The sequence below is a fragment of the Micromonospora sp. LHW51205 genome, assembly GCF_003315815.1.
Classification (GTDB): Bacteria; Actinomycetota; Actinomycetes; order Mycobacteriales; family Micromonosporaceae; genus Micromonospora; species Micromonospora chalcea.
In genome coordinates, this window is the sequence record NZ_QMEZ01000011.1 from 1 (window position 1) to 23343 (window position 23343).

20 protein-coding genes are annotated in these 23343 nt (G+C 73.3%); 14 read left to right on the forward strand and 6 right to left on the reverse strand.

Annotated features, from left to right (window positions below):
- The first annotated feature begins 140 nt into the window (after positions 1-140).
- The 3 genes from DQE82_RS28025 (at position 141) to DQE82_RS28035 (ending at position 3998) form a co-directional block, all read left to right on the forward strand.
- A complete protein-coding gene (locus DQE82_RS28025) occupies positions 141-1145 on the forward strand; it encodes an ABC transporter permease (protein WP_113974670.1) in 1005 nt (334 codons plus the stop codon).
- Between the two features lie 13 nt (positions 1146-1158).
- Entirely contained in the window at positions 1159-2145 is a 987-nt protein-coding gene (locus DQE82_RS28030; protein WP_043328426.1) for an ABC transporter permease, read from the forward strand.
- 107 nt (positions 2146-2252) lie between these two features.
- On the forward strand, positions 2253-3998 hold the full coding sequence (locus DQE82_RS28035) for an ABC transporter substrate-binding protein (RefSeq protein ID WP_113974671.1): 1746 nt from the start codon (positions 2253-2255) through the stop codon (positions 3996-3998).
- An 84-nt stretch (positions 3999-4082) separates the two neighbouring features.
- On the opposite strand, the gene DQE82_RS28040 is transcribed toward DQE82_RS28035, so the two are convergent.
- Positions 4083-6227 carry a prolyl oligopeptidase family serine peptidase gene (locus DQE82_RS28040; protein WP_043328429.1) on the reverse strand — a complete coding sequence of 715 codons (2145 nt, stop codon included), beginning with the start codon at positions 6225-6227 and terminating at the stop codon, positions 4083-4085.
- 85 nt (positions 6228-6312) lie between these two features.
- Between DQE82_RS28040 and mshB the strand changes: the two genes are divergently transcribed.
- The 3 genes from mshB to DQE82_RS28055 all read left to right on the forward strand — a co-directional run bounded on the left by mshB (position 6313) and on the right by DQE82_RS28055 (position 8277).
- The gene (gene mshB, locus DQE82_RS28045) at positions 6313-7236 is read left to right on the forward strand and encodes an N-acetyl-1-D-myo-inositol-2-amino-2-deoxy-alpha-D-glucopyranoside deacetylase (RefSeq protein WP_176722736.1); all 924 of its coding nucleotides are present in this window, start codon (positions 6313-6315) and stop codon (positions 7234-7236) included.
- On the forward strand, positions 7233-7727 hold the full coding sequence (locus tag DQE82_RS28050) for a hypothetical protein (protein WP_043328433.1): 495 nt from the start codon (positions 7233-7235) through the stop codon (positions 7725-7727). Before mshB ends, DQE82_RS28050 begins: the two co-directional genes overlap by 4 nt.
- 85 nt (positions 7728-7812) lie before the next feature.
- Complete coding sequence (locus DQE82_RS28055; protein ID WP_104115157.1) at positions 7813-8277, forward strand: hypothetical protein; 465 nt, start codon at positions 7813-7815, stop codon at positions 8275-8277.
- A 12-nt stretch (positions 8278-8289) separates the two neighbouring features.
- Here DQE82_RS28055 and DQE82_RS28060 read toward each other — a convergent pair whose 3' ends face one another.
- Entirely contained in the window at positions 8290-9324 is a 1035-nt protein-coding gene (locus tag DQE82_RS28060) for a GNAT family N-acetyltransferase (protein ID WP_064447914.1), read from the reverse strand.
- Between the two features lie 78 nt (positions 9325-9402).
- Here DQE82_RS28060 and fdxA point away from each other — a divergent pair, with 78 nt between their 5' ends.
- Genes fdxA through DQE82_RS28085 form a run of 5 tightly spaced genes read left to right on the forward strand, consistent with a single transcriptional unit; the run spans position 9403 to position 13150 of the window.
- A complete protein-coding gene (fdxA, locus tag DQE82_RS28065; RefSeq protein WP_007464872.1) occupies positions 9403-9729 on the forward strand; it encodes a ferredoxin in 327 nt (108 codons plus the stop codon).
- Positions 9726-10835 carry a succinyldiaminopimelate transaminase gene (gene dapC, locus DQE82_RS28070; RefSeq protein WP_113974725.1) on the forward strand — a complete coding sequence of 370 codons (1110 nt, stop codon included), beginning with the start codon at positions 9726-9728 and terminating at the stop codon, positions 10833-10835. The genes fdxA and dapC overlap by 4 nt, the downstream gene beginning before the upstream one ends.
- Before the next feature lies 1 nt (position 10836).
- Positions 10837-11853: a prephenate dehydrogenase/arogenate dehydrogenase family protein gene (locus DQE82_RS28075; RefSeq protein ID WP_064447913.1), complete on the forward strand. Its 1017-nt coding sequence runs from the start codon at positions 10837-10839 to the stop codon at positions 11851-11853.
- 5 nt (positions 11854-11858) lie between these two features.
- Entirely contained in the window at positions 11859-12503 is a 645-nt protein-coding gene (locus DQE82_RS28080) for an SIMPL domain-containing protein (protein ID WP_043328438.1), read from the forward strand.
- Positions 12503-13150, forward strand: coding sequence for a nucleoside/nucleotide kinase family protein (locus DQE82_RS28085; protein WP_043328439.1), 648 nt, complete (start codon positions 12503-12505; stop codon positions 13148-13150). Before DQE82_RS28080 ends, DQE82_RS28085 begins: the two co-directional genes overlap by 1 nt.
- A 42-nt stretch (positions 13151-13192) precedes the next feature.
- Here DQE82_RS28085 and DQE82_RS28090 read toward each other — a convergent pair whose 3' ends face one another.
- Positions 13193-15778 carry a hypothetical protein gene (locus DQE82_RS28090; RefSeq protein ID WP_113974672.1) on the reverse strand — a complete coding sequence of 862 codons (2586 nt, stop codon included), beginning with the start codon at positions 15776-15778 and terminating at the stop codon, positions 13193-13195.
- A gap of 83 nt (positions 15779-15861) precedes the next feature.
- The gene (locus DQE82_RS28095) at positions 15862-16428 is read right to left on the reverse strand and encodes a sugar O-acetyltransferase (RefSeq protein WP_113974673.1); all 567 of its coding nucleotides are present in this window, start codon (positions 16426-16428) and stop codon (positions 15862-15864) included.
- Positions 16429-16568: 140 nt separating this feature from the next.
- Between DQE82_RS28095 and DQE82_RS28100 the strand changes: the two genes are divergently transcribed.
- Positions 16569-19907: a S8 family serine peptidase gene (locus DQE82_RS28100; RefSeq protein WP_113974674.1), complete on the forward strand. Its 3339-nt coding sequence runs from the start codon at positions 16569-16571 to the stop codon at positions 19905-19907.
- A 51-nt stretch (positions 19908-19958) separates the two neighbouring features.
- On the opposite strand, the gene dapD is transcribed toward DQE82_RS28100, so the two are convergent.
- Positions 19959-20918 carry a 2,3,4,5-tetrahydropyridine-2,6-dicarboxylate N-succinyltransferase gene (gene dapD, locus DQE82_RS28105; protein WP_043330947.1) on the reverse strand — a complete coding sequence of 320 codons (960 nt, stop codon included), beginning with the start codon at positions 20916-20918 and terminating at the stop codon, positions 19959-19961.
- 105 nt (positions 20919-21023) lie between these two features.
- Here dapD and dapE point away from each other — a divergent pair, with 105 nt between their 5' ends.
- Entirely contained in the window at positions 21024-22097 is a 1074-nt protein-coding gene (dapE, locus tag DQE82_RS28110) for a succinyl-diaminopimelate desuccinylase (RefSeq protein ID WP_104115152.1), read from the forward strand.
- Between the two features lie 46 nt (positions 22098-22143).
- Here the strand turns inward: dapE and DQE82_RS30925 are convergent, their stop codons facing one another.
- A complete protein-coding gene (locus DQE82_RS30925) occupies positions 22144-22305 on the reverse strand; it encodes a hypothetical protein (protein WP_166457212.1) in 162 nt (53 codons plus the stop codon).
- A gap of 154 nt (positions 22306-22459) precedes the next feature.
- Here DQE82_RS30925 and DQE82_RS28115 point away from each other — a divergent pair, with 154 nt between their 5' ends.
- A complete protein-coding gene (locus DQE82_RS28115; protein ID WP_113974675.1) occupies positions 22460-23341 on the forward strand; it encodes a TIGR00730 family Rossman fold protein in 882 nt (293 codons plus the stop codon).
- Positions 23342-23343 lie beyond the last annotated feature (2 nt).

The following is a 23343-nucleotide window of genomic DNA, read 5'->3' on the forward strand; positions in this document are numbered from 1 at the left end:
TGCTGGAAAGCCACCGACCACTGCGCCACCGAAGAACCGGCGCTGACCACCCGGGACGACGGCGGGCAGCTCACCGCCTGCCACTACCCGGAGAGCGGACCGGTCGGCGTGCCGACCGGCGAACCCGTGGAGGTGTCGAAATGAGCCTGTCGCCGGTCGAGGGCGCGGCGCTCGCCGAGATCGAGTCCTCCGATCAGGAGCCGGACGAGAAGAAGCGGCCGGTCGGCCGCTCACCGGGCCAGCTCGTCTGGGCCCGGCTGCGGCGCGACCGTACCGCAATGGTCAGCGGTGTCGTGCTGGCCCTGTTCATCCTGGCGGCGGTGGCCGCGCCGCTGATCCAGCGGCTGTACGGCGTGTCGCCGAACCAGCAGTTCGGTGACCTGCTGGACGCCACCGGCATGCCGCTGGGCTACGTGGGCGGCGTCAGCGGTGACCACTGGTTCGGGCTGGAACCGGGCCTGGGCCGGGACATCTTCATCCGGATGATCTACGGCATCCGGACGTCGCTGCTGATCGCGCTCGGCGCCGCGCTGGTCACCACGACCATCGGCGTGGTGCTCGGGATCGTCGCCGGCTTCCTGGGCGGCGTGGTCGACTCGGTGATCAGCTGGATCACCGACGTCGCGCTGGCGTTGCCGTTCCTCATCTTCGCGCTGGCCGTGGTGCCGACGTTCTCGCTGCGCTTCTACGGCCCCCGGGACGCGGTGCCGACGTGGTTCGCGGTGACCACGCTGATCGTGGTCTTCGCCGCGTTCGGCTGGACCGGCACGGCCCGGCTCGTCCGGGGCCAGGTGGTGTCGCTGCGCGAACGGGAGTTCGTGGAGGCGGCGCGGGCCAGCGGCGCCGGGCTCGGGCACATGCTGTTCCGGCAGTTGCTGCCGAACATCTGGGCCCCGATCCTGGTGGCGTTCTCGCTCGCCGTGCCGTCGTACGTCACGGGCGAAGCGGCGCTGTCCTTCCTCGGCGTCGGGCTGCCCGAGTCGGTGCCGAGCTTCGGCCGGATGATCTACCGCAGCATCGACTACCTGCAGACCGACCCGGCGTACGTCTTCTTCCCCGGCATCACCATCTTCGCGCTCGTGCTGGCGTTCAACCTCTTCGGCGACGCGCTGCGCGACGCGCTCGACCCGAAGTCGTCACGGTAGGGGGTTTGACGACATGGTGCGGTTTCTGCTGAAGCGGCTGCTGCTCGCGGTCTCGGTGCTGCTCGCGGTGAGCATCGTCAGTTTCCTCATGTTCTTCGCGCTGCCCCGCGACCCGGTGACCGGCATGTGCCCGAAGAACTGCAACGCCGAGCGGCTGGAGCGGGTACGCACGGAGCTGGGGCTCAACGACCCGAAGCCGACGCAGTACGTCAACTACATGAAGGGCATCTTCGTCGGCCGTGACCTGGGCAGCGCGCAGGGCGGCAAGTGCGAGGCGCCCTGCCTCGGCTACTCGTACGTCAACAGCGAGGCGGTGACCGACACGTTCGCCCGGGTGCTGCCGGTGACGCTGAACATCGTGCTCCCGGCGGCGGTGCTCTGGCTGGCGCTCGGCGTGGGGCTCGGGATGATCTCCGCGCTGCGGCGGGGGTCGCTGCTCGACCGCATCTCGATCGGGTTGACGCTGACGTTCGCCTCGCTGCAGCTCTACTTCGTCGGCGCCGTGCTGCTGCTGGTCTTCGTGTACTCGCTGAAGATCCTGCCGACACCCCGCTACGTGCCGTTCCTGGAGAACCCGATCGAATGGGCGCGCGGCCTGGTGCTGGCGTGGGTGACGCTCGCGCTGCTCTTCTCCGCGATCTACGCGCGGCTGTCCCGGGCGCAGATGCTGGAGACGCTCTCCGAGGACTTCGTGCGGACCGCGCGGGCCAAGGGCGTGGCGAAACGCAATGTGTACGGACGGCACGCGCTGCGCGCCGCGATCACGCCGATCGTGACGATCGCCGGGCTCGACGTGGGCGCGGCACTGGGCGGCACCGTCATCACCGAGACGACGTTCGGCATCCAGGGGCTGGGGCGTACGGCGGTGGAGGCGGTACGCCAGGGTGACCTGCCGACCATCATGGCCACCGTCCTGGTGTCGGCGCTGTTCGTGGTGGTGGCGAACATCGTGGTCGACCTGCTGTACGCGTTCATCGATCCACGGGTGCGTCTCGGCTGATCCGGGCGTCGCCGGTGGTCGATCGTTGCGCCCCCGTTATCTGCTCGAAATTTACCGCGAGTGAAAGCTAAGCGAAGCTTTCCTTCATCGGACCCGAGGAGTTGAGTATGCGAGCAAGACTCGCCACCGCCGTGGGCGGTGCGATGGCACTGGTGGTCGCCCTCAGTGCGTGCAGCAAGAACACCGGCGACAACGGCGACACCGCGGACACGAACAAGCCCCGCAGCGGCGCCATCGCGACCGACCCGAAGGACTCGCTCGGCCCGGCGGCCGACGTGCCCGGCGCGGCCAAGGGCGGAACCTTCTACATCCTGCGCGAGAGCAAGATCTCCCACCTGGACCCGCAGCGGGTCTACTCGTTCGCCGGCCTGATGGGCAGCCAGCTCTACGCCCGGTTCCTCACCACCTTCAAGGACGACGGCAAGGGCAACGTCACGCTGGTCGGCGACCTCGCCGAGACGCCCGGCAAGAACGTGAACAACGACTGCAAGGTCTGGGAGTTCACGATCAAGGAGGGCGTCAAGTTCGAGGACGGCCGCCCGATCACCTCCAAGGAGATCGCGTACGGCATCGCCCGCTCGTTCGACCCCGACCTGACCGGCGGCCCCACCTACCTGCAGGAGTGGCTGGCCGACAGCCCGCAGTACGACACCAAGTGGGACTTCAAGAAGAACAAGACCTCGCTGCCGCCCGGCCTGACCACGCCGGACCCGCGCACGCTGCGCTTCGAGTTCAACAAGCCCCGCTGCGACCTGCCGTTCGCGGTGTCGCTGCCGGCCACCGCGCCGCTGCCGCCGGACAAGGACACCGGCGTCAACCTGGACAACATGCCGTTCTCGTCCGGGCCGTACCGGTTCACCAAGATCCAGCCCGGCGTGGAGATGGTGCTGGAGCGCAACACGAACTGGGATCCGGCCACCGACCCGGTGCGGCACGCGTACCCGGACAAGTTCGTCTGGTCGCTCGGCTCGGACAACACCACCCAGACCAACCGCGTCCTCGCCGGCACCGGCAACGACGCGGCGGCGGTCGCCACCGGTGGCGTGCCGCCCGAGCTGATCGCGAAGGTGACCGGCGACCCGGCGCTCAAGGCGCGGATGATCGTCGCGGCGACGCCCAACGCCTACCGGCTGAGCATCAACACCACCCGGGTCACCGACCTGTCCGTGCGGCAGGCGATCAACTACGCGATCGACCGCAGCAGCATCACCAAGAACCTCGGCGGCCCGTACGGCGCGGTGCCGCTGACCACGCTGCTGCCCCCGACCACGCTCGGGTACAAGAAGTTCGACGCGTACCCGGCCGGTGAGAGCGGCGACCCGGCGAAGGCGAAGGAGACGCTGGGCGGCAAGTCGGTGAACCTGGTGCTCGGCACCTCGGACGACACCGCCTCGCAGGAGACCGCCACCCAGGTCAAGAACGCGCTGGAGAAGGCCGGCTTCACGGTCACCGTCAAGCCGATCCCCGAGGACGGCTACCTCGACTTCGTGAAGAAGAAGAGCAACCCGTGGGACCTGTGGGTCGACTCGTGGGCGGCCGACTGGCCCAGCGGCGCCTCGATCCTGCCGGTGCTCTTCGACGGCCGCAGCCTCAAGGCCGAGGGCAACAGCAACACGTCCCAGCTCAACAACGAGGCGATCAACGCCGAGTTCGACCGGGTGCTGGCCCTCGACCCGGCCAAGCAGGCCGAGGAGTGGAGCAAGCTGGACGAGAAGCTGATGAAGGAGTCCGCGCCGGCGGTGCCGCTCTACAACGAGGTGGTCTCCGTGGCGCACGGCGAGAAGGCCGGCGGCATCTTCATCGGCAGCATCTTCGGCTGGCCCAGCTTCGTCAACGCGTACGTCAAGCAGTAGCTCTGCAAGGAAGGGCCCCTTCTTAACGCGCGGCGTTAATAGGGGGCCCTTCCTCTACCGCAGGCGTTAACAGGGGGCCCTTCCTTACAAGTAGCGGCGGAGGAAGTCCAGCTCCAGCCGGAGCAGGCGCTCGGACACCCCGCCCGCGGCCAGGTGGCTCGCCCCGGTCAGCGGCAGCACCGCGTGCGGGCGGCCCGTCGCCAGCAGCGCCGCGGACAGCCGCAGCGTGTGCGCGGCCAGCACGTTGTCGTCGGCCAGGCCGTGCACCAGCAGCATCGGCCGGGCCTGCGCCGGGTCGCCGAGCGGCTCGGCGGCCAGCTCGACCAGCGAGTGGTGGGCGTAGACGTCCATGCCGTCGTCGGGCATGCCGAGGTAGCGCTCGCTGTACGCGGTGTCGTACAGCGCCCAGTCGGTGACCGGCGCGCCGACGATCGCGCACTTGAACAACTCCGGGTGGCGCAGCACCGCGAGCCCGGCCAGCCAGCCGCCGAACGACCAGCCGCGCACCGCCACCCGTTCCAGGTCCAGGTCGGGGTGCTTGTCGGCGAGCGCGGTGAGCGCGTCCACCTGGTCGGTGAGGATCACGTCGGCGACCCGGCGGTGGATCGCCTTCTCGAACGAAGGCGCGATGCCGGGGGTGCCCCGGTTGTCGATGGTGACCACCGCGAAGCCCTGCTCGGCCCACCACTGCCGCTCCAGCCAGACGCTGCGGGCCGCCACCACCTCCTGGTGGCCGGGGCCGCCGTAGATGTCCAGCAGCACCGGCAGCCGGGTGCCCTTGACGTGCTCGGCCGGGTAGAGCACCGCGCTTGGTAGCCGCCGGTCGGTGACCCGGACCATCGTCGGCCGCGGCGCGTACGAGCAGGTGGCGGCCAGCGAGCGCAGCTCACCCACCTCGCGGTCGCCGTGCCAGACCCGCCAGCGCACGCCGGGGTGCTCCAGCGACGCGATGCCCACCGCCAGCGTGGAGCCGCCGATCGAGGCGGTGTGCCAGCCGGGGTCGCTGCCCATCCGGCGGGCGTCCATGCCGCCGCCGATGGTGGTCCGCACCCGGTAGAGGTGGCGCTGGCTCGGCTCACCCTCACTCGCCTCGACCAGCAGGTCCGCGGTCGTGCCCGGGCCGTTCGGCAGCCGCCCGACCACCCGCCGCACGTACAGCGAGGGCGGGGTGAGCAGCGTGCCGTCGGCGAACAGGCAGCGTGCGTCGTACCCGTCGTGGGCCAGCTCGCCGCCGACCAGCACCCGCCCGTCGGGCAGGTGGGCGGGGGTGCCGGGGATCGGTTCCACCCAGCGCGGGTCGGCCAGCTCGGCGTGCACCTGCGTCTCCCCGGTGCGCGGGTCCACCGCCAGCACCAGGCCGTGCTGCTGCGAGCGGCGCAGCACGGTGATCAGCGGCCCGCCGTCGGACCAGTCCGCCGAGCTCAGGTAGGGGTAGGTCTCCCGGTCCCAGTGCACGTCGACCCAGCCGCCGTCGAGGTCGAGCAGGTGCAGGCTGACCTCCGCGTTCGGGCCACCCGCGACGGGGTACGCCAGCGACGTCGGCGGGCTCGCCGGGTCGGCCGGGTCGTGCAGGTACCAGCGTTCCAGCCGGGACTCGTCGACCCGGGCGGCCAGCACGCTGCGCCCGTCCGGCGCCCACCAGTAGCCGCGGTAGCGGTCGAACTCCTCGGCGGCGATGTGCTCGGCCAGCCCCCAGGTCACGCCGCTGTCCTCACCGGCGAGCAGGTTGTCGGTACCGTCCGGCTCCACCACCCGCAGCTGGCCCCGGCGTACGCCCTCGGCGGCGTCGGTGACGTAGGCCAGCCGCTCGCCGGTCGGGTCGGGCCGGGGGTCGATCACCGGCCCGCCGGTGGCCACCTCGACCACGTCGCCGTGCACCAGGTCGGCCCGGAACAGCCGCCCGGCCAGCGCGAACGCGGCCACCCGGCCGGCCGCGTCCAGGGCGTACGAGCCGATGCCGCCGGAGCTGAGCCGCAGCCGCTCGCGCAGCGCCCGCTCACCCGGGGACAGGCGGGCCGGATCGGCGTCCGCGCCCAGCAGCACCGCCGGGTCGGCGACCAGGCGTTCCTCGCCGCTGTCGATGTCGAGCAGCCAGAGCGCGTCGGCCGGGTCCTCCGGTCCCGCGGAGCGCAGGAAGACGACCCGGGCGCCGTCGCCGGAGACGGTGACGGCGCGCGGCGCCCCGTGGCTGAACCGACGGGTACGGGCGGCCAGCTCGGGAAAGTCCACGCCTGCAGCGTAGGCGCGCGCCGGAGGTGATGTGGCCGACCTGAGCGGACGCATCACCGTCGAGCGGGCAGGACCGCCGGTTAGAGTGACGGGCGTGACGACGCTGCCCGACCGACGCCTTCTGCTGGTCCACGCGCATCCCGACGACGAGTCGATCGGCACCGGCGCGACGATGGCGCACTACGCCGCCACCGGCGCCCACGTCACGCTCGTCACCTGCACGCTGGGCGAGGAGGGCGAGATCCACGTCCCGGCGCTGGCCCAGCTCTGCGCGGCCGAGGCGGACCAGCTCGGCGGCTACCGGATCGGCGAGCTGGCCGACGCCTGCGCCGCGCTCGGCGTCACCGACCACCGGTTCCTCGGCGGCGCGGGCCGCTACCGCGACTCGGGCATGATGGGCATGGCCACCAACGAGCACCCGCGGGCGTTCTGGCAGGCCGACCTGGACGTCGCCGCCGGGCACCTGCTGGAGGTCATCCGCGAGGTCCGTCCCCAGGTGCTCGTCACGTACGACCCGAACGGCTTCTACGGCCACCCGGACCACATCCAGGCGCACCGGGTGGCGATGCGCGGCGTGGAGCTGGCCGCGGCCGAGGGGATCGCCCCGGCGAAGGTCTACTGGACGGCCATGCCGCGCAGCGTGCTCGACGCCGGGCTGGAGACGTTCACCGAGTCCTCGGACAACCCGTTCGCCGGCATCGAGAGCGCCGACGAGCTGCCGTTCGGCACGCCGGACGCGGAGATCGCCGCCCGGATCGACGGCACCGAGCAGCACGCCGCCAAGGAGGCGGCGATGCGGGCCCACGCCACCCAGATCCCGGCCAACTCGTGGCTCTACTCGATCGCCGGCAACTTCGGCGGCGAGTTCATGGGCGTCGAGTACTTCACGCTCGCGGTGGGCGAGAAGGGGCCCGGCCATGGCCCGTACGGCTGGGAGGACGACCTCTTCGCCGGGATCGCCCCGGACGCCGCGGATCGGTCCCCGGTCGCGGCGGCCGGTGTCCGGTGACGCTGCCGGCCGTACCCGTGTCGACAGTTGCCGAGCCGCCACCGGAGGCCGCGCCGCCGAGCCGGGCGGAGCGGACGCTCGACCGCGCGCTGCGGGTGACCGGCGGCGTGCTGACGGTCTGGGGCGGCGTGCTGCTCGCGCTGCTCGAACTGATCTTCTCGACCTGGGCCTGGGAGCTGGTGCAGGGCCGTTCCGGCGCGGCGCAGGCGCTGGTCGGGGTGGGCGCGGTGGTCGTCGGCGTGCCGGTGGTGGTGGCGGCGACGGTGCTGCTGGGCTCGTTCGGGCACCGGTCGACGGGGGGCCGCTGGGCGGTCGTGCTGGCCGCGCTGCCGTGGTTCGTGGTGATCGTGGCGGGCGGTGTCCGGACCGTCGAGGGTGATCTCGCGCTGGTCGGCGACAACGTGCTCGGGCTGGCGCTGATCGTGGCCGGCGCGGTCACGTTCGCGGTGGTCGGTTTCCGGCACCTGGTGACGCCGCCCCCTGTCCGGTGAGGTGCTGACGCCACACAGGCGACGGTGGTAGACATTCCTGCCAGAGGCCCGCCGAGGGAGCGGGCGGTACGGCGGGAGGCGTGCGATGGGTCAGCGGTGGCGTGCGGTCGGAGTGCTGGCGGCCGCGTTGTTCGCGGTGAACGTGGTGGCCCGGCTGGTCACCAGATTCGCGTTCCCGGACGACGACGCCGCGTCCGACCGGGTGTCGCTGGTGATGTTCCTGGTGATCGGGCTGATCCTGGCGGGCGTCGCGTTCCGGTGGGGGGCCGACCGTCCGCTCGGCCGCCTGGCCGGTGACCTGGCCGCCGCGGTGGGGGTGGCGCTGGCGCTCACCGTGTTCGTCGGTCCGCTGGTGGTCGGAGAGAACCCGTTCGGCGGTGGCGCCGGTCTCTTCTTCGCCCAGATCTGGCTCTATCTCGCCGCCACCGCCGCCGGTGTGCTGGTCGGCTACCTGATCCTCACCGCGCTCGGCCGGGACTACCGGTCCCGGCAGCTCAAGCGGTACGCCGAGATGAAGCGGTCCCGGCCGCGCCGGGTCGTCCGGCGCTGACCCTCCGGCCGTTCAGGCGGCCGGGGCGACCCGGGTCAGGTAGGTGTGGTGGGTGGTGAACCCGAGCCGGCGGTAGAGCTCGACCGCGCCGGTGTTGCTCTGCTCCACCTGGAGGAACGCCCGCGTGGCGCCCTCGGCCGCGCCCCAGCGGGCCAGGGCGCGGACGACCGCGACGGCGAATCCGCGCCGACGCGCCTCGGGCAGCACTTCGAGCAGGCTGACGCCGAGCCAGCGGCCTTCGCCGGTCACCGTGCCCCGGCCGACCGCGAGCAGCCGGCCGTCGATCCGCAGCTCCGCGAAGCGGACCCGGTCGACGGCCGTGAGCACGTGCCGCGCGGCGTCCGGCAGGCCTCCCTTGCGACCGGCGGCGATCGCCAGCCAGTCGTCGGCGGGCGCGCCGGCCAGCGTCACCGGCGGCGTGCCGTCCGGACCGGCGAGCGGCGGCGGGCCGTCCGGGCCGGCGGTCGGCGTGTCGGCATCCGGCGGCGTGTCGGCGAGCCCGGCGTCCGGCGGCGCGGCCAGGGCGCGCAGCGGCACGGTCTGCACCAGCACCGGGGGCCGGGCCGTCCAGCCGCGCGCGTCCAGTTCGGCGCCGACCGGGGCGGCCAGCGGCAGCGGGGTGTTCACCAGGGCGGTGCCGCCCCGCTCGGCGTACCAGCGCTGCACCGCGTCCAGCGCGGCGGGCAGGGGCCGGTCCGGGTCGCCGACCGGCAGCGCGCTGTTGGCCCGGCCGGTCCAGCCGTCGGCCCAGCGCAGCCGCCAGTCGCCGAGCCGTCCGCGTACCGGTGCGGGCCACGCCTCGTCGGCGGCCAGCTCCAGCGCGACCACGGCGGCGGCGGTGGGGCGGCGGGCCGGCGGCACCCGCTTGGCCCGGTGCACCTCGGCGACCGGTACGCGCAGCGGGCCGGCGTCGGTGGCGAGGGTGATGTGGGTCTCGCTCAGCTCGACGAGTTCGCCGAGCGCGTCGGAGAACAGCGTGCGGCCCTCACGAATCCCCACAATCCGGCGGACCACGATCCGGTGTCCCACGTCCTGCTGTCGGAGCACGATCGACCCCCTCCCCGGCGAGATACTAGGCTCTTACCGTTGCGGGTGATCGCGACGAGTCTGCGGAGGAGAAGACCGGTGACCTACATCATCGCCGAGCCGTGCGTGGATGTGCTCGACAAGGCATGCATCGAGGAGTGCCCGGTCGACTGCATCTACGAGGGCAACCGGATGCTCTACATCCACCCCGACGAGTGCGTCGACTGTGGTGCCTGCGAGCCGGTCTGCCCGGTAGAAGCGATCTTCTACGAGGACGACGTCCCGGAGCAGTGGAAGGACTACACCGGGGCCAACTACGAGTTCTTCGAGGACCTGGGCTCGCCCGGTGGCGCCTCGAAGATCGGCAAGGTGGAGAAGGACGCCACCTTCGTCGCCGCGCAGCCGCCGCGCGGCGAGGGCCACTGAACCGGCGCTCGCCGGTCTCGGCACGGCTGCCCGACTTCACCTGGGACACCCTGGACGCCGCGGCCGCCACGGCCGCGGCGCATCCGGACGGTCTCATCAATCTGTCGATGGGCACGCCGGTCGACCCGGTGCCACAGCTGATCCGGCAGGCGCTGGCCGACGCGTCGAACGCGCCGGGCTACCCGCTGACCGCCGGCACCGCAGCGCTGCGGGACGCGATCGCGGCGTGGGTCGCCCGGGCCTGCGGCGCGGGCGTCGACGGGCTGGGCGTGCTGCCCACGATCGGTTCCAAGGAGCTGGTGGCGTGGCTGCCCACGCTGCTCGGGCTCGGCCCCGGTGACGTGGTGGTGGTGCCGTCGGTGGCCTACCCGACGTACGAGGACGGGGCGCGGCTGGTCGGCGCGACCACCGTACGCACCGACTCGCTGACCGCGCTCGGCCCGGATCCCCGGGTCCGGCTGGTCTGGGTCAACTCGCCGGGCAACCCGACCGGCCGGGTGCTGCCCGCCGCCCACCTGCGCAAGGTGGTCGAGTGGGCGCGCGAGCGCGGGGCCGTGGTGGCCAGCGACGAGTGCTACCTGCCGCTGGGCTGGGACGCCGAGCCCGTCTCGGTGCTCTCGCCCGAGGTGTGCGGCGGCTCGTACGACGGCGTGCTGGCGGTGCACTCGCTGTCCAAGCGCTCGAACCTGGCCGGGTACCGGGCCGGTTTCGTCGCCGGTGACCCGGCGCTGGTGGCCGAGCTGCTCAAGATCCGCAAGCACGCGGGTCTGATCGTGCCCGCGCCGGTGCAGGCCGCGATGGTGGCCGCGCTCGGCGACCAGGAGCACGCCGACGCCCAGCGGGAGCGCTACCGCGTCCGGCGGGAGAAGCTGCGTGCGGCGTTCACCGGGGCCGGCTTCACGGTCGAGCACTCGGAGGCCGGCCTCTACCTCTGGCTGACCCGCGACGAGGACTGCTGGGACACGGTGGACTGGCTGGCCCGCCGGGGCATCCTGGTCGCGGCCGGGATCTTCTACGGCCCGGCCGGCGCCCGGCACGTCCGGGTGGCGCTCACCGAGTCCGACGAGCGTGTCGACGCGGTGGCCGGGCGGCTCACCGGGTCCTGACATGGCGGGCGAGCTGGCACGGGCGGCGGTGGTCGGCACCGGGCTGATCGGCGGTTCGCTGCTGCTCCGGTTGCGCGACGCCGGGCTCGACGTGACCGGCTGGGACCCGGACCCGGAGACCCGCGGGCGGGTACGCGAGCGGGGCGTCGTGGTGGCCGACACGGTCGAGGACGCGGTGGCCGGCCGGGACGTGGTGTTCCTCTGCGGCCCCCTGCCGACGTTGCCGGCGACGTTGGCCCGGGTCGCCGCCGTCACCGACGACAGGTGCGTGCTCACCGACGTCGGCAGCGTCAAGGCCGAGGTGAGCACCGTCGCCACCGTGCAGGGGCTCGGGCACCGGTTCGTGCCGGGCCACCCGATGGCCGGGGCCGACCGGGCCGGACCGGACGCGGCCGAGCCGGGCCTGCTCGACGGCGCCGCCTGGGTGCTCTGCCCGGGGCCGACCGGGCTGGACGCCTTCCGGCGGCTGGCCTCGCTGCTCGTGGACGTCTTCCACGCCCGGGTGGTGCCGATGTCCGCCCCGGAGCACGACGGAGCGGCGGCGCTCGCCTCGCACGTGCCGCACGTGCTCGCCGGGGCGCTGGCCGGCACCGTGCACCGGTCGGCGCTGCGGGACGCGGTTCTGACGCTCGCGGCTGGGAGCTTCTCCGACGGCACCCGGGTCGCCGGCGGGCCGCCCGAACGGACCGCGAACATGCTGCTCGGGAACCGCGACCGCGTCCTCGCCGAGCTGGACGCGCTCGGCGTCTTCCTGGGCGAGCTGACCGAGGCGCTGCGCGCCGGCGACGCCGACGCGCTGGCCGAGCGCCTCGCCGAGGGGCGGCAGACCCGGTCCACGCTGCGGGCGCGCGAGTTCACCGCGCACCGGCGGGAGTTCCCGTGCGCCGCCGACCACGTCGGCGAGCTGGCGTACCTGCGGGAGTTGGGCGCCGCGGGCGGTCACCTGACCGGGGTACGCGAGGCGGGCGGCGCGGTCACCTACACGGGGCACCTGCCGGCCACGCCGCCGTTAGGCTGAGCGGCATGGCGGACGCACCGGTCGTGGCGGTACGCGGTGAGGCGTACCGGGAGGTGGCGCCCGAGCTGGCGCGGTTCACGGTGACGGCGACGGCCCGGGACCGGGATCGCGAGACCACGCTGACCCGGCTGGCCGAACGGGCCGCCGCGGTGCGGGCGCTGCTCGACGCGGCCGAGCCGGCGGTGGAGCGGCGGGAGACCGGCCAGGTGCACGTCTGGCCGGTGACGAGGCGTTCCGGCGACCGCGTCGTGGCATACCAGGGCAGCGTGAGCACCACTGTCACGACGAGCGACTTCACCGCGCTGGGCGAGCTGATGCTCCGCCTGGCCGACCAGGAGCAGGTCGAGGTGGCCGGCCCGGTGTGGTCGCTGCGGCCGGACAGCCCGGCCTACCGGGAGGCGCGGCAGGCGGCGATCGCGGACGCGCTGGTCCGGGCCCGGGAGTACGCCGAGGCGCTCGGCGCCCGGGTGACGGCGCTGCGGGAGCTGTCCGACACCGGGCTGAGCGCGTCCCCGCCGATGATGGTCAAGGCGGCGTACGCGCGCTCCGGCGAGCAGCCGGAGCTGGAGTTGGAGCTGGACCCGGCGCCGCAGCCGGTGCAGGCGGCGGTCGAGGCGCGGTTCACCATCAGCGAGCCGGTGCTGGACTGATGCCGGCGGCGGAGGTGCTCGGGCTCGACGACCTGGTCGCCCGGGCGCGCGCGCTGGCCGAGGCCGGCCCGCGTCAGCTGCTCGGCATCGCCGGGGCACCCGGTGCGGGCAAGTCCACCCTGGCGGAAGGGATCGTGGCCGCGCTCGGCCCGGTCGCCCGGCTGGTCCCGATGGACGGCTTCCACCTGGCCGGGACGGCGTTGGAGCGGCTCGGCCGGTCGGGGCGCAAGGGCGCGCCGGACACGTTCGACGTCAACGGGTTCGCCTCGATGCTGCGCCGGTTGCGCCGGCTGGAGCCGACGTCGGTGTGGGCGCCGGAGTTCCGCCGTGACCTGGAGGAGCCGGTCGCCGGGGCGATCGAGGTCCCGCCCGAGGTGCGCCTGGTGGTCACCGAGGGCAACTACCTCCTGCTGCGGGACGACCCGTGGGAGGAGGTGCGGACGCTCCTGCACGAGGCATGGTTCCTCGACCTGGACGCGGAGGTGCGGGTGCGCCGCCTCACCGCGCGGCACGAGGCGTACGGGAAGTCGCCGGAGCAGGCCCGGGCCTGGGCGCTGGGCAGCGACGAGGAGAACGCCCGGCTGGTCGCGGGCACGGCCGTGCACGCCGACCTGGTGGTCCGCCTGGCCGACCCGCCGCCGGCGTGACGCCGGGCGCTGCCGCAGACCCGCCGCCGCACCGGCGCACGGTCAGCCGGCCCGTTGCCGGGGCGACGGCACGGTGCGGCGCAGCAACCGGGCCACCACGGCGCGCTCGCGGGTGAACTCCGCCGCCTCCGGGTAGCCGCTGTGGCTGCGGATGGGCGGGTCGGCCACCTCGCCGCCGGTCGGGTGCAGCGCCTCCGGGTCCGCCACCGGCACGTCCCGCTGCCCGGCGCTGACCTGCCAGCCGAGCGGATCCGTGTCCCGCCAGAAGTTCGTCCAGGCCACGTGGCCGCCGGGCCAGGTGAGCGCGCCGGCCAGCGTACGCAGCCGCTCCGGGCCGAAGTAGGACGGGAAGACCCGCCCGTAGAGCCGGGTGAGCTGGCAGCCGTAGGAGAAGAACCAGGTACGCAGCCGCCACCGGCGGGGCAGTTGCAGAAGCACTGCGGCGCAGATGACGGTGCCCTGGCTGTGCCCGGAGAGGATGACGCCGTCCATCCGGTCGCTGTGGTGCGGCGGTAGCGCCAGCAGGCCCGCGACCCGGGTCTGGAGTTCCGGTACGGCGCGCTCGGCGTAGCTGGGCGGGGCGAGCGGGTGCGCGGCCCGGGGCCAGAACGTGCACACGTCCCAGATCACGCCGACCGAGCGGCGTACCGAGTCGGTGCGGTAGACCAGCAGCCCGAGCGCCGCCATCACCACCGGCAGCCAGCCGAGGATGGCGTCTCCCCGTTCGGCGGTCCAGTGGATGGCGGTCTGCCAGCCGGAGGGGGACAGCGGGCTCGGCCGTTCGCCGGAGAGCGCGGCGGCGCAGCAGAGCGTGACCAGGACCGCGCAGAACGCGGCGTAGCAGCCCATCAGCCGGACCGCGTGCTCGCCGACCAGCCGGTGCAGCGCCCGGTACGTGCTGACGTCGCGGCAGCGTCGCCGGTCGTGCGCGGACAGGCCGGGGGCGGCGGTGAGCCGGGCGTACTCCACCCGGCGCAGGCGGTGCAGCAGGACCGCGACCCGGACCAGCAGCCCGATCAGCGCGAGCAGGCCGACCGCGCAGGCCAGCCCGGCCCAGAAGACGGCGAGCGGAGGTATCACCCGGCTCGGGCCGCTCGGCTCGGCCGACGCGTCCAGCCGGTCGCTGACCCAGTAGAGCAGTCCGGCGCAGTAGGCCGCCGCCATCATCCAGCCGAAACCGGCGATGACCGCCGGGGCGCAGCCCCGCCAGGCCAGATCGGTGTACGCGCCGAGCGGCTGGGTCGGCACCGCCGGGCGCAGGCGGGGCAGGAGCAGTCCGATGCCGGCCAGCACACCGGCCGGGCCGACGAGCATCCAGGTGCGCAGCGCGTCCGGCGCGTCGGGCAGGCCGGGCAGCCCGCGTTCGATCCAGGTCGCGCCCAGCGGCAGCAGCAGCGCCCCGGCGGCCGGACCGGCCAGTGCCCGCCGGCCGGAGCGGTTCGCCGCGGCGATGGCCACCAGCAGCAGCACCTGGTAGGCGACGAGCCAGGCGATGGCGGTGTCGTACCCGGGCAGTGACCGGTCGGCATGGCAGCCGGCGATCTCCGGCTGCGCCGCGCACCCGAGCGGCGGCCGGTACGCCGACAGCGGCTGGCCGGCCGGGCCCTCGGGCAGCAGCAGCAGGACGAACGTGCCGACCAGACCGAGCGCGGTGAGCGCCGCGACGGCGATGCTCCACCGGCCGAGCGGGGTGGCGCCCTGGCGCCGGCTCAACCAGGGCCGGGCCACCGCGATCACGGCGATCGCCACCACGGCGGCGAGCAGCGCGACGGTCGGCCAGGCGACAGTGGCCCGCAGGCCGCGCGGCGGATCCATGATGAGAACCGCGGTGACGGGTACGGCGGCGGCGGTGACCGCGCCCGTGCACAGGTGCAGCACGGCGGCGCGGCGCAGTTGCCCTTCCCCGTTCCAGAACGTCGGATCCTGGAGCGGGTTCTGCGGCGGCTCGCGCGGCTCCGGTGGTTCGACCGGCTCACCGTCTTCCCGGACGGGCGCATGGTGGTGCGGGTCGGCGGGCATCTGCGCCTCGTACTGGTAGGTGCGGAAGGCGACGAGTCCGATCGCGGCCAGCACGAGCAGCGGCAGCAGCAGTCCGAGCGCGAGCGCCCGGGTGCCCTGCCGCCACCAGGAGTCGCCGAGGAACTGCCACGGCCCGGGGAGCCGGCCGAGGCAGTCCGCCTCCACGCACTGCCAGCCGATCAGGTCCACGCCGACGCCGGTCACGGTCATGACGAGCGTGCAGGTCAGGCTCAGGCAGAACAGGCGGATGAGCCAGGCGGTGATGCCGGACCGGCTGGCCCAGCGCTCCTGGTCCGGGTCGGGCGGGATGCCCGCGCGGGCGTGCAGCGCGACGTTCGCCAGGGCGAAAGGGAGCAGCAGCGTCCACAGCGCCCGTTCCACGTCCCGCCGGGTCCGCGCGCCGGAGGTCAACTGCCCCCAGCTGTACGCCTCGACGGTGATCGGGTCGTCCCGGCCGGCTGTGGTGGACCGGTAGAAGCCGGTCACCTGACCGCCGGCGACGAGTGCTGGTTGCCCACCGTCACCGTTCGCGCCTGCTTTCAGGCCGAGCAGCTGATCCGGCGGGGTGTTCGACACCCCGTGCACCCGTAGTTCGAGGACCCGCTCCATAGTGCCTCCCGGTGAACGCCCTACTACTCAGAGTGCACGCCGGGGCTGGAGTCCGCATCCGCTGGAGCGGTTGTTCCCGCAGCTCAGGATGGCTGAGTCAGGCTTCTGATCGGACGAGCGGGGTTACCCACCGCCACCACATTGGCCGGCAGGTCGCGGGTCACGACAGCGCCGGCGCCGACCACCGTGTTCTCGCCGATGGTCACCCCGGCCAGGACGATCACTCCGCCGCCGAGCCAGACGTTGTCACCGATGGTGATCGGCTGTGCGGATTCCCACTTGGCCCGGCGCGCCTCCGGTTCGACCGGGTGGGTGGCGGTGAGCAACTGCACGTTCGGTCCGATCTGGACGTCCGCGCCGATGGTGATGCGGGCGACGTCGAGAAGGACCGCGTTGAAGTTGACGAACGTGCGCGGGCCGATGTGCGTCTGGTGTCCGTAGTCGCAGTGCAGTGGCGGCCGGACCCAGGCGTCCTCGCCGAGTGAGCCGAGCAGTTCGCGCAGCGCGGCGAGGCGGCCCGCCGGATCGTCGGCGGAGCTGCGGTTGAAGCGTTCGCCGAGCCGGGCCGCGCGCTCCAGGTCCGCGATGATCGCGGGATCGTCGGCGATGTACTGCTCGCCGGCCAGCATCCGGTCCTTCATGGAGGTCATCGCTCGATCGTCCCGGCCGGTTCGGGAGCGTGGTGGCGGTTCCGTCGGATCGGCGACTTCCCGATGCATACGCGGTATGCAATGCTGATACCCGCATCGATGTGTCCCTCATCGATGAAACGTTCGACGAAGGAGGAAGGTTGCTCCGGAATCGCAGAAAACTGGGCGCGCTGGGCATGGCCCTGGCGCTGGCGCTCGGTCTGCCGGTGCCCGCGCGGGCTGCCGCGCCCACCGGCCCGACCGCGCCCACCGGCCCGTCCGAACAGGCCGGCAACCGCACGGCCACCGTCACCCTGATCACCGGGGACCGGGTCACCGTCACCGGCGGCCACGCCGCGGTACGCCCCGGCGCCGGGCGTACCGGCATCGAGTTCCTGGTCCGCCGCGAGCGCGACCGCCTCACCGTGCTGCCGCAGGACGCGCTCCCGCTGGTCCGCGCCGGCAAACTCGACCGGCGGCTGTTCGACGTCACCGGGCTGATCGAGGCCGGCTACGACGACGCGCGGCGCGACACCGTACCGCTGCTCGTGACGTACCGGCCGGGGGTGGCCCGGCGCGCGGCGGCTCCGCTCGCCGGCGCCCGGGTGACCCGCGACCTGCCGGCGATCACCGGCGCGGCGGTCGTCGCGTCCAAGAGCGACACCGGCGCGCTCTGGAACGCGGTCAGCGCCGACAGTTCCGGTGCCCGGCTCGACGCGGCGGGGGGCGTCGAGCGGATCTGGCTCGACGGCCGGCGGCGGGTGACGCTCGACCACAGCGTGCCGCAGATCGGCGCGCCGACCGCCTGGGCCGCCGGATACACCGGCAAGGGCGTCCGGGTCGCGGTGCTCGACACCGGCGTCGACCTCACCCACCCGGACCTGGCGGGCAAGGTCGCCGAGTCGCGCAACTTCACCGAGGAGACCAACCCGGACGACATCGTCGGGCACGGAACCCACGTGGCCTCGACCATCGCCGGCAGCGGGGCCGCCTCCGGCGGGAAGTACCGGGGCGTCGCGCCGGACGCCACGCTGCTGTCCGGGAAGGTCTGCGAGGTCTACGGCTGCACCGAGTCGGCCATCCTGGCCGGCATGCAGTGGGCCGCCGCCGAACAGCACGCCACTGTGGTCAACATGAGTCTCGGCGGCGGCGACACGCCGGAGGTGGACCCGCTGGAGGAGGCGGTGGGGACGCTCACCGAGCAGCACGGGACGCTCTTCGTGATCGCCGCCGGCAACGACGGCGCCGACGGCTCGGTCGGGTCGCCGGCCAGCGCCGACGCCGCGCTGGCGGTCGGCGCCGTGGACCGCGACGACGCGCTCGCCGACTTCTCCAGCCGTGGCCCCCGGGTCGGCGACGGAGCGATCAAGCCGGACATCACCGCGCCCGGCGTGGAGATCGTGGCCGCCCGGGCCGCACACGGCGAGATCGGCGACCCGGTGGGCGACAAGTACGCCGCACTGTCCGGCACGTCGATGGCCACGCCGCACGTGGCCGGCGCGGTCGCGCTCCTCGCCCAGCAGCACCCCGGCTGGACGCCCGCCAGCTACAAAGCGACGTTGATGGCCTCGGCGAAGCCGCACCCGGAGCAGACCGCGTACCAGCAGGGCGCGGGCCGGGTCGACCTCGCCCGCGCGATCACCCAGCAGGTGACCAGCGACCCGCCGTCCGTCTCGTTCGGCGTGGCGACCTGGCCGCACACCGACGACCAGCCGATCAGCCGGACCGTCACCTACCGCAACGGCGGGACCGCCCCGGTCACGCTGGACCTGAGCACCGAGTTCACCGGGCCGGGCGGACGGTCCGCACCGGCCGGCATGCTCACCCTCAGCGCCTCCCGGCTCACCGTCCCGGCGGGCGGCAGCGCCCAGGTGACGGTGGTCGTGGACACCCGGCTCGGCGGCGCCGACGGCTACTGGACCGGCCGCCTGGTCGCCCGCGCCGGCGACGCGGTGGCGGTGACCCCGCTCGCGGTCGACCGCGAGGTGGAGAGCTACGACCTGACGGTGACGCACCGCAACCGCTCCGGCGCTCTGACCGGTGACTACTTCACCAGCCTGCTCGGGCTCGACGACGCCAGCTACCGCGACGTGTACGACGCCGACGGCGAGGCCCGGCTGCGGGTGCCAAAGGGCCGGTACGGCGTGCAGAGCCTGATCTTCGCAGCCGGCGACGAGGGCTGGTCGGAGGTCTCCTTCCTCGCCCAGCCGGAGCTGGTGGTGACCGGCAACCAGCGGCTCGTGCTGGACGCGCGGGCGGCGAAGCCGGTCCGTACCACGGTGCCGCAGCGCGGCGCGGCACCGCTGCTGATCGACCTCACCGCGGCCTGGAAGCTCGACGACTTCCAAGCCAGCTTCGGGCTCTGGGCCGACAAGTTCGACGGTCTCTACTCGGCCCAGGTCGGCCGCAACGTCTCCGCCGACCTCTTCGTCGGCGCGGTCGCCAGCCAGTGGACCGAAGCGAAGGCGCCCGAGCGCAGCCCGTACTTCTACGGCCTGAACGAGCAGTTCCCGGGCCGGTTCCCGACCGGTTTCGTCAGGCACTACCGGCCCGCCGACTTCGCCACCGTCACGAGCCGGTTCGCCGTCGGCTACACCGGGATGGACAACGAACGGGTCGTGTTCCCGGAGTCCGACTACGACATCGGCGGCTCGGCGATCGTCCTGCCGGTCCAGGTGCCCGGCAAGCGGATCGAGCACCTCTCCACCGCCAAGACCCGCTGGAGCGCCGAGCTGGACTTCGGTGAGCGGGGCGAGGACGGCTGGCTGGAGGCGCGGGCGGTGCTGCAGTCCGTGCCCACCCGCTACCGGGCCGGGCGCACCTACACCGAGGAATGGAACAAGGGCCCCTTCGGCCCGTCGTTCCCGCAGCCGCGCTGGCCGGAGGAGAGCATCACCCGCATCGGCGACAGCATCGTGGTCGCGCTGCCGGTGCACAGCGACGCGGCCGGGCACCCGGGCGGTTCGCTGAACGACACCGAGCACACGCGGCTGTTCCGCAACGGCAAGCTGGTCGGCGAGTCGCCCTACCCGGGGTACGGCGAGTTCACGGTGCCGCCGGGCGCGGCGAACTACCGGCTGGAGACCGTGGCGAAGCGCGGCTTCACCGACCTGAGCACCGAGGTCTCGGCGAGCTGGACGTTCCGCTCCAAGCGGGTTCCGGGTGACGTGCCGGCCCGGCTGCCGGCCATGGCGGTCCGGTTCACCCCGCCGCTGGCGGTGGACAGCTCGGCACCGGCGGGCCGGACGTTCACCGTGCCGGTGGCGGTGCAGCGCCAGCCCGGCGCGCCGTCCGGCCGGGTCGTCGCGCTCACCGTCGACGTCTCCTACGACGGCGGGAAGACCTGGCGCAAGGCGACAGTGAAGAAGCAGGGCGGGGCGTGGACGGCCACCGTCCGGCACCCGGCCGGCCCGGGGTACGCGTCGCTGCGGGCCACCGCCCGTGACGACGCCGGCAACACCGTGACCCAGCGGATCATCCAGGCGTACCGCCTGCGGTGAGCCGGCCGTCCGGGTCCGCGCGGTGGGCGCGGACCCGGACGGGGGTACGGCTCAGTCGTTGGCGTGCAGCGCGGCGTTCAGTTTGATGCCCTGGCCGGTGCGGGGCTTCGCCTCCAGCGCGCCGGTCACCGAGTTGCGCCAGAACAGCAGCCCGTCGACGCCGGACAGCTCGCGGGCCTTGACCGTCCGGCCGTCCGGAAGGGTGATCTTCGAGGCGGCGGTGATGTAGCAGCCGGCCTCCACCACGCAGTCGTCGCCGAGCGTGATGCCGACACCGGCGTTCGCGCCGATCAGGCTGCGCTCACCGATGCGCACCCTCTCCGTGCCGCCGCCGGAGAGCGTGCCCATGATCGAGGCGCCGCCGCCGACGTCGGAGCCGTCGCCGACCACCACGCCCTGCACGATGCGGCCCTCGACCATCGAGGTGCCCAGCGTGCCCGCGTTGAAGTTGACGAAGCCCTCGTGCATCACGGTGGTGCCGGAGGACAGGTACGCGCCCAGCCGGACCCGGTCCGCGTCGGCGATCCGCACCCCGGACGGCACCACGTAGTCGGTCATCCGGGGGAACTTGTCGACCCCGTACACGGCCAGGTGGCGGCCCGCCGCCCGCTCGATGACACGCAGTTCGTCCACCCGCTCCGGCGGGCACGGCCCGGCCGACGTCCAGGCCACGTTCGCCAGCTTGCCGAAGATGCCGTCGAGGTTCAGCTCGTTCGGCCGCACCAGGCGGTGGGAGAGCAGGTGCAACCGAAGGTACGCGTCGGCCGCGTCCTTGATCGGGTCGTCCAGCGAACCGATCACCGTGGTCACCTCGACCGTGCGTAGACCGGGCAGCGCACGCGCGCCGATCGCGCCCGGCGGCAGGTCGAGCACGTCGGCCTGGTCCTCGCCGGGCACCAGCGGCAGCTCGCCCAGACCCAGCTTGCCGGTCGGGTACCAGGTGTCGAGCACCTGGTCCTCGGCGGTGACGGTGGCCAGGCCGATGCCCCAGGCAGATGGTGCGGACGTCACGATGTCACCCTTCTCCTCCGGCAACGGCGTCCGCCGCTGCTCGCGGCCGCGGGCCTCGCCGAACGTGTTCCCTGGCCCGCCGAGGTTGACGGTACCGTGCGAGACATGCAGAACCCGTTGACCCCCGAGGTCCTGGCCGATCCGGTGGCGCTGACCCGCGCCCTGGTCGACATCGAGTCGGTCTCCCTCAACGAGAAGGCGATCGCCGACTGCGTCGAGGAGGTGCTGCGCCGTGTGCCGCACCTGACCACGTACCGGCACCAGAACACCGTCATGGCCCGTACCGACCTGGGCCGGGCCCAGCGCGTGGTGCTCGCCGGCCACCTGGACACCGTCCCGCTCAACGGCAACTTCCCCTCGACCATGCGCGGCGACCTGATGTACGGCTGCGGCACCTCCGACATGAAGTCCGGCGTGGCGTTCGCCCTGCACCTGGCGGTCACGCTGCCCGACCCGCGCTACGACGTCACGTACTTCTTCTACGAGGCCGAGGAGATCGAGTCGAAGTACAACGGCCTCACCCTGGTCGCGCAGACCCACCCGGAGTGGCTGGAGGCCGACTTCGCGGTGCTGCTGGAGCCGACGTACGGCATCGTCGAGGCGGGCTGCCAGGGCACCATGCGGGCGGTGATCACCACGCACGGGGAGCGGGCCCACGCGGCGCGTTCCTGGCACGGGGTGAACGCCATCCACGGCGCGAGCGAGGTGCTGCGGCGGCTGACCACGTACGAGGCGCGCCGGGTGACGATCGAGGGCTGCGACTACCGCGAGGGCCTCAACGCGGTACGGATCACCGGCGGGGTGGCCGGCAACGTCATCCCCGACCGGTGCGAGATCGAGATCAACTACCGGTACGCCCCGGACCGCGACCCGGCGGGCGCCGAGGCGCACCTGCGCGAGGTCTTCGCCGGCTTCGACCTGGCGGTCACCGACGCGGCGGCCGGCGCGCCACCCGGGCTGGACAACCCGGCGGCGCAGGAGTTCCTGACGGCGGTGGGCGCCGCCCCGATCGGCAAGCTGGGCTGGACGGACGTGGCGCGGTTCGCGGCCATGGGCATCCCGGCGCTGAACTTCGGGCCCGGCGACCCGAACCTGGCGCACCACAAGGACGAGCACGTCGAACTGACCAAGATCCGGGACGGCGCGGCCACCCTGCACCGCTGGCTGGCCCCGGCCTGACGCGCCGCGATCCGGGGCCCGCACCCGCCTGGCGGGCCCCGGATCGTCAGACGCTGGTCGTCAGGGGCGCGTCCGCCTCGCCGGTCTCGCCGGTGAGGTCGGTGCGGTGGGTCTCCATCATCCGGGCGCGGCGGCGCTCGGCCACCACGTCGCGGATCCGCCGCTGCATCTGACGGCGAATCCGGATCATCTCGCTGTTACTGATCAACGCTGGCTCCTCCCCCGAAGGCGCGTCGCCCGGGGTATACCGGGTATGTGAATAGTAAGACGTACGAGCCAGCGATTTAGTTGCCCGTATCCCAGATTTTCTTCGGCTCCCGGGCCAGCGCGTCCCGCCGGATCCGCTCCATTACGGTGACCACATGGGCGAGAGCAGCGGGAAGTCGGCTGGGCAGGGGCAGCGGGGGGAGACGCGTCGGGCGGAACGGCACCGCGGTGCGGTGACGCTGCGCAACCGGGCGATTCCGACGAGTACCGCTGATCAGCGACTGCTCGACTCCCGGGGACGCAGCGACTGGAAGACCAAGGACGCCTGGCGGGCCCTGCGGATCCTGTCCGAGTTCGTCGAGGGCTTCGACACCCTCGCCGACCTGCCCCCGGCGGTGAGCGTCTTCGGCTCCGCCCGCAGCAAGCCGGACAGCCCGGAGTGCCGGATGGCCGAGGAAGTGGGCGCGGCACTGGCCCGGGCCGGCTACGCGGTGATCACCGGGGGCGGCCCCGGCGTGATGGAGGCCGCCAACCGTGGCGCCGGCGAAGCCGGCGGCCTCTCCGTCGGGCTCGGCATCGAGCTGCCGTTCGAGCAGGGCCTCAACGACTGGGTCGACCTGGCCATCGACTTCCGCTACTTCTTCGCCCGCAAGACCATGTTCGTCAAGTACGCCCAGGCGTTCGTGGTGCTGCCCGGCGGCTTCGGCACCCTGGACGAGCTGTTCGAGGCGCTCACCCTGGTGCAGACCGGCAAGGTGACCCGGTTCCCGGTGGTGCTGATGGGCACCGACTACTGGCGCGGACTGCTCGACTGGCTGCGTACGACGATGGCCGCCGAGGGCAAGATCGGCCCGGCCGACCTCGACCTGATCCGGCTCACCGACGACGTCAACGAAGCGGTCCGGCACATCGTGGAGGCCGAGGCGGTGCTCTCCGCCGAGCAGGAGGCGGTACGCGAGGAGGCGGTCGCCCGGGTCGCCGCCGACCAGCGCGCCGCCGCCGAGGCCGCCCCCGAGGGCCCGGCCGGACGGAGCTGAAC

Excerpts from the sequence above, each read along its gene's own strand:
- DQE82_RS28095 (WP_113974673.1), bottom strand. The coding sequence starts at position 16,428 with ATGACCTCCATGAAGGACCGGATGCTGGCCGGCGAGCAGTACATCGCC.
- DQE82_RS28080 (WP_043328438.1), top strand. The coding sequence starts at position 11,859 with ATGGCGGACGCACCGGTCGTGGCGGTACGCGGTGAGGCGTACCGGGAG.
- DQE82_RS28090 (WP_113974672.1), bottom strand. The coding sequence starts at position 15,778 with ATGGAGCGGGTCCTCGAACTACGGGTGCACGGGGTGTCGAACACCCCG.
- dapE (WP_104115152.1), top strand. The coding sequence starts at position 21,024 with ATGCAGAACCCGTTGACCCCCGAGGTCCTGGCCGATCCGGTGGCGCTG.
- DQE82_RS28030 (WP_043328426.1), top strand. The coding sequence starts at position 1,159 with ATGGTGCGGTTTCTGCTGAAGCGGCTGCTGCTCGCGGTCTCGGTGCTG.
- DQE82_RS28085 (WP_043328439.1), top strand. The coding sequence starts at position 12,503 with ATGCCGGCGGCGGAGGTGCTCGGGCTCGACGACCTGGTCGCCCGGGCG.
- DQE82_RS28115 (WP_113974675.1), top strand. The coding sequence starts at position 22,460 with ATGGGCGAGAGCAGCGGGAAGTCGGCTGGGCAGGGGCAGCGGGGGGAG.
- DQE82_RS28025 (WP_113974670.1), top strand. The coding sequence starts at position 141 with ATGAGCCTGTCGCCGGTCGAGGGCGCGGCGCTCGCCGAGATCGAGTCC.
- DQE82_RS28055 (WP_104115157.1), top strand. The coding sequence starts at position 7,813 with ATGGGTCAGCGGTGGCGTGCGGTCGGAGTGCTGGCGGCCGCGTTGTTC.
- DQE82_RS28035 (WP_113974671.1), top strand. The coding sequence starts at position 2,253 with ATGCGAGCAAGACTCGCCACCGCCGTGGGCGGTGCGATGGCACTGGTG.
- DQE82_RS28075 (WP_064447913.1), top strand. The coding sequence starts at position 10,837 with ATGGCGGGCGAGCTGGCACGGGCGGCGGTGGTCGGCACCGGGCTGATC.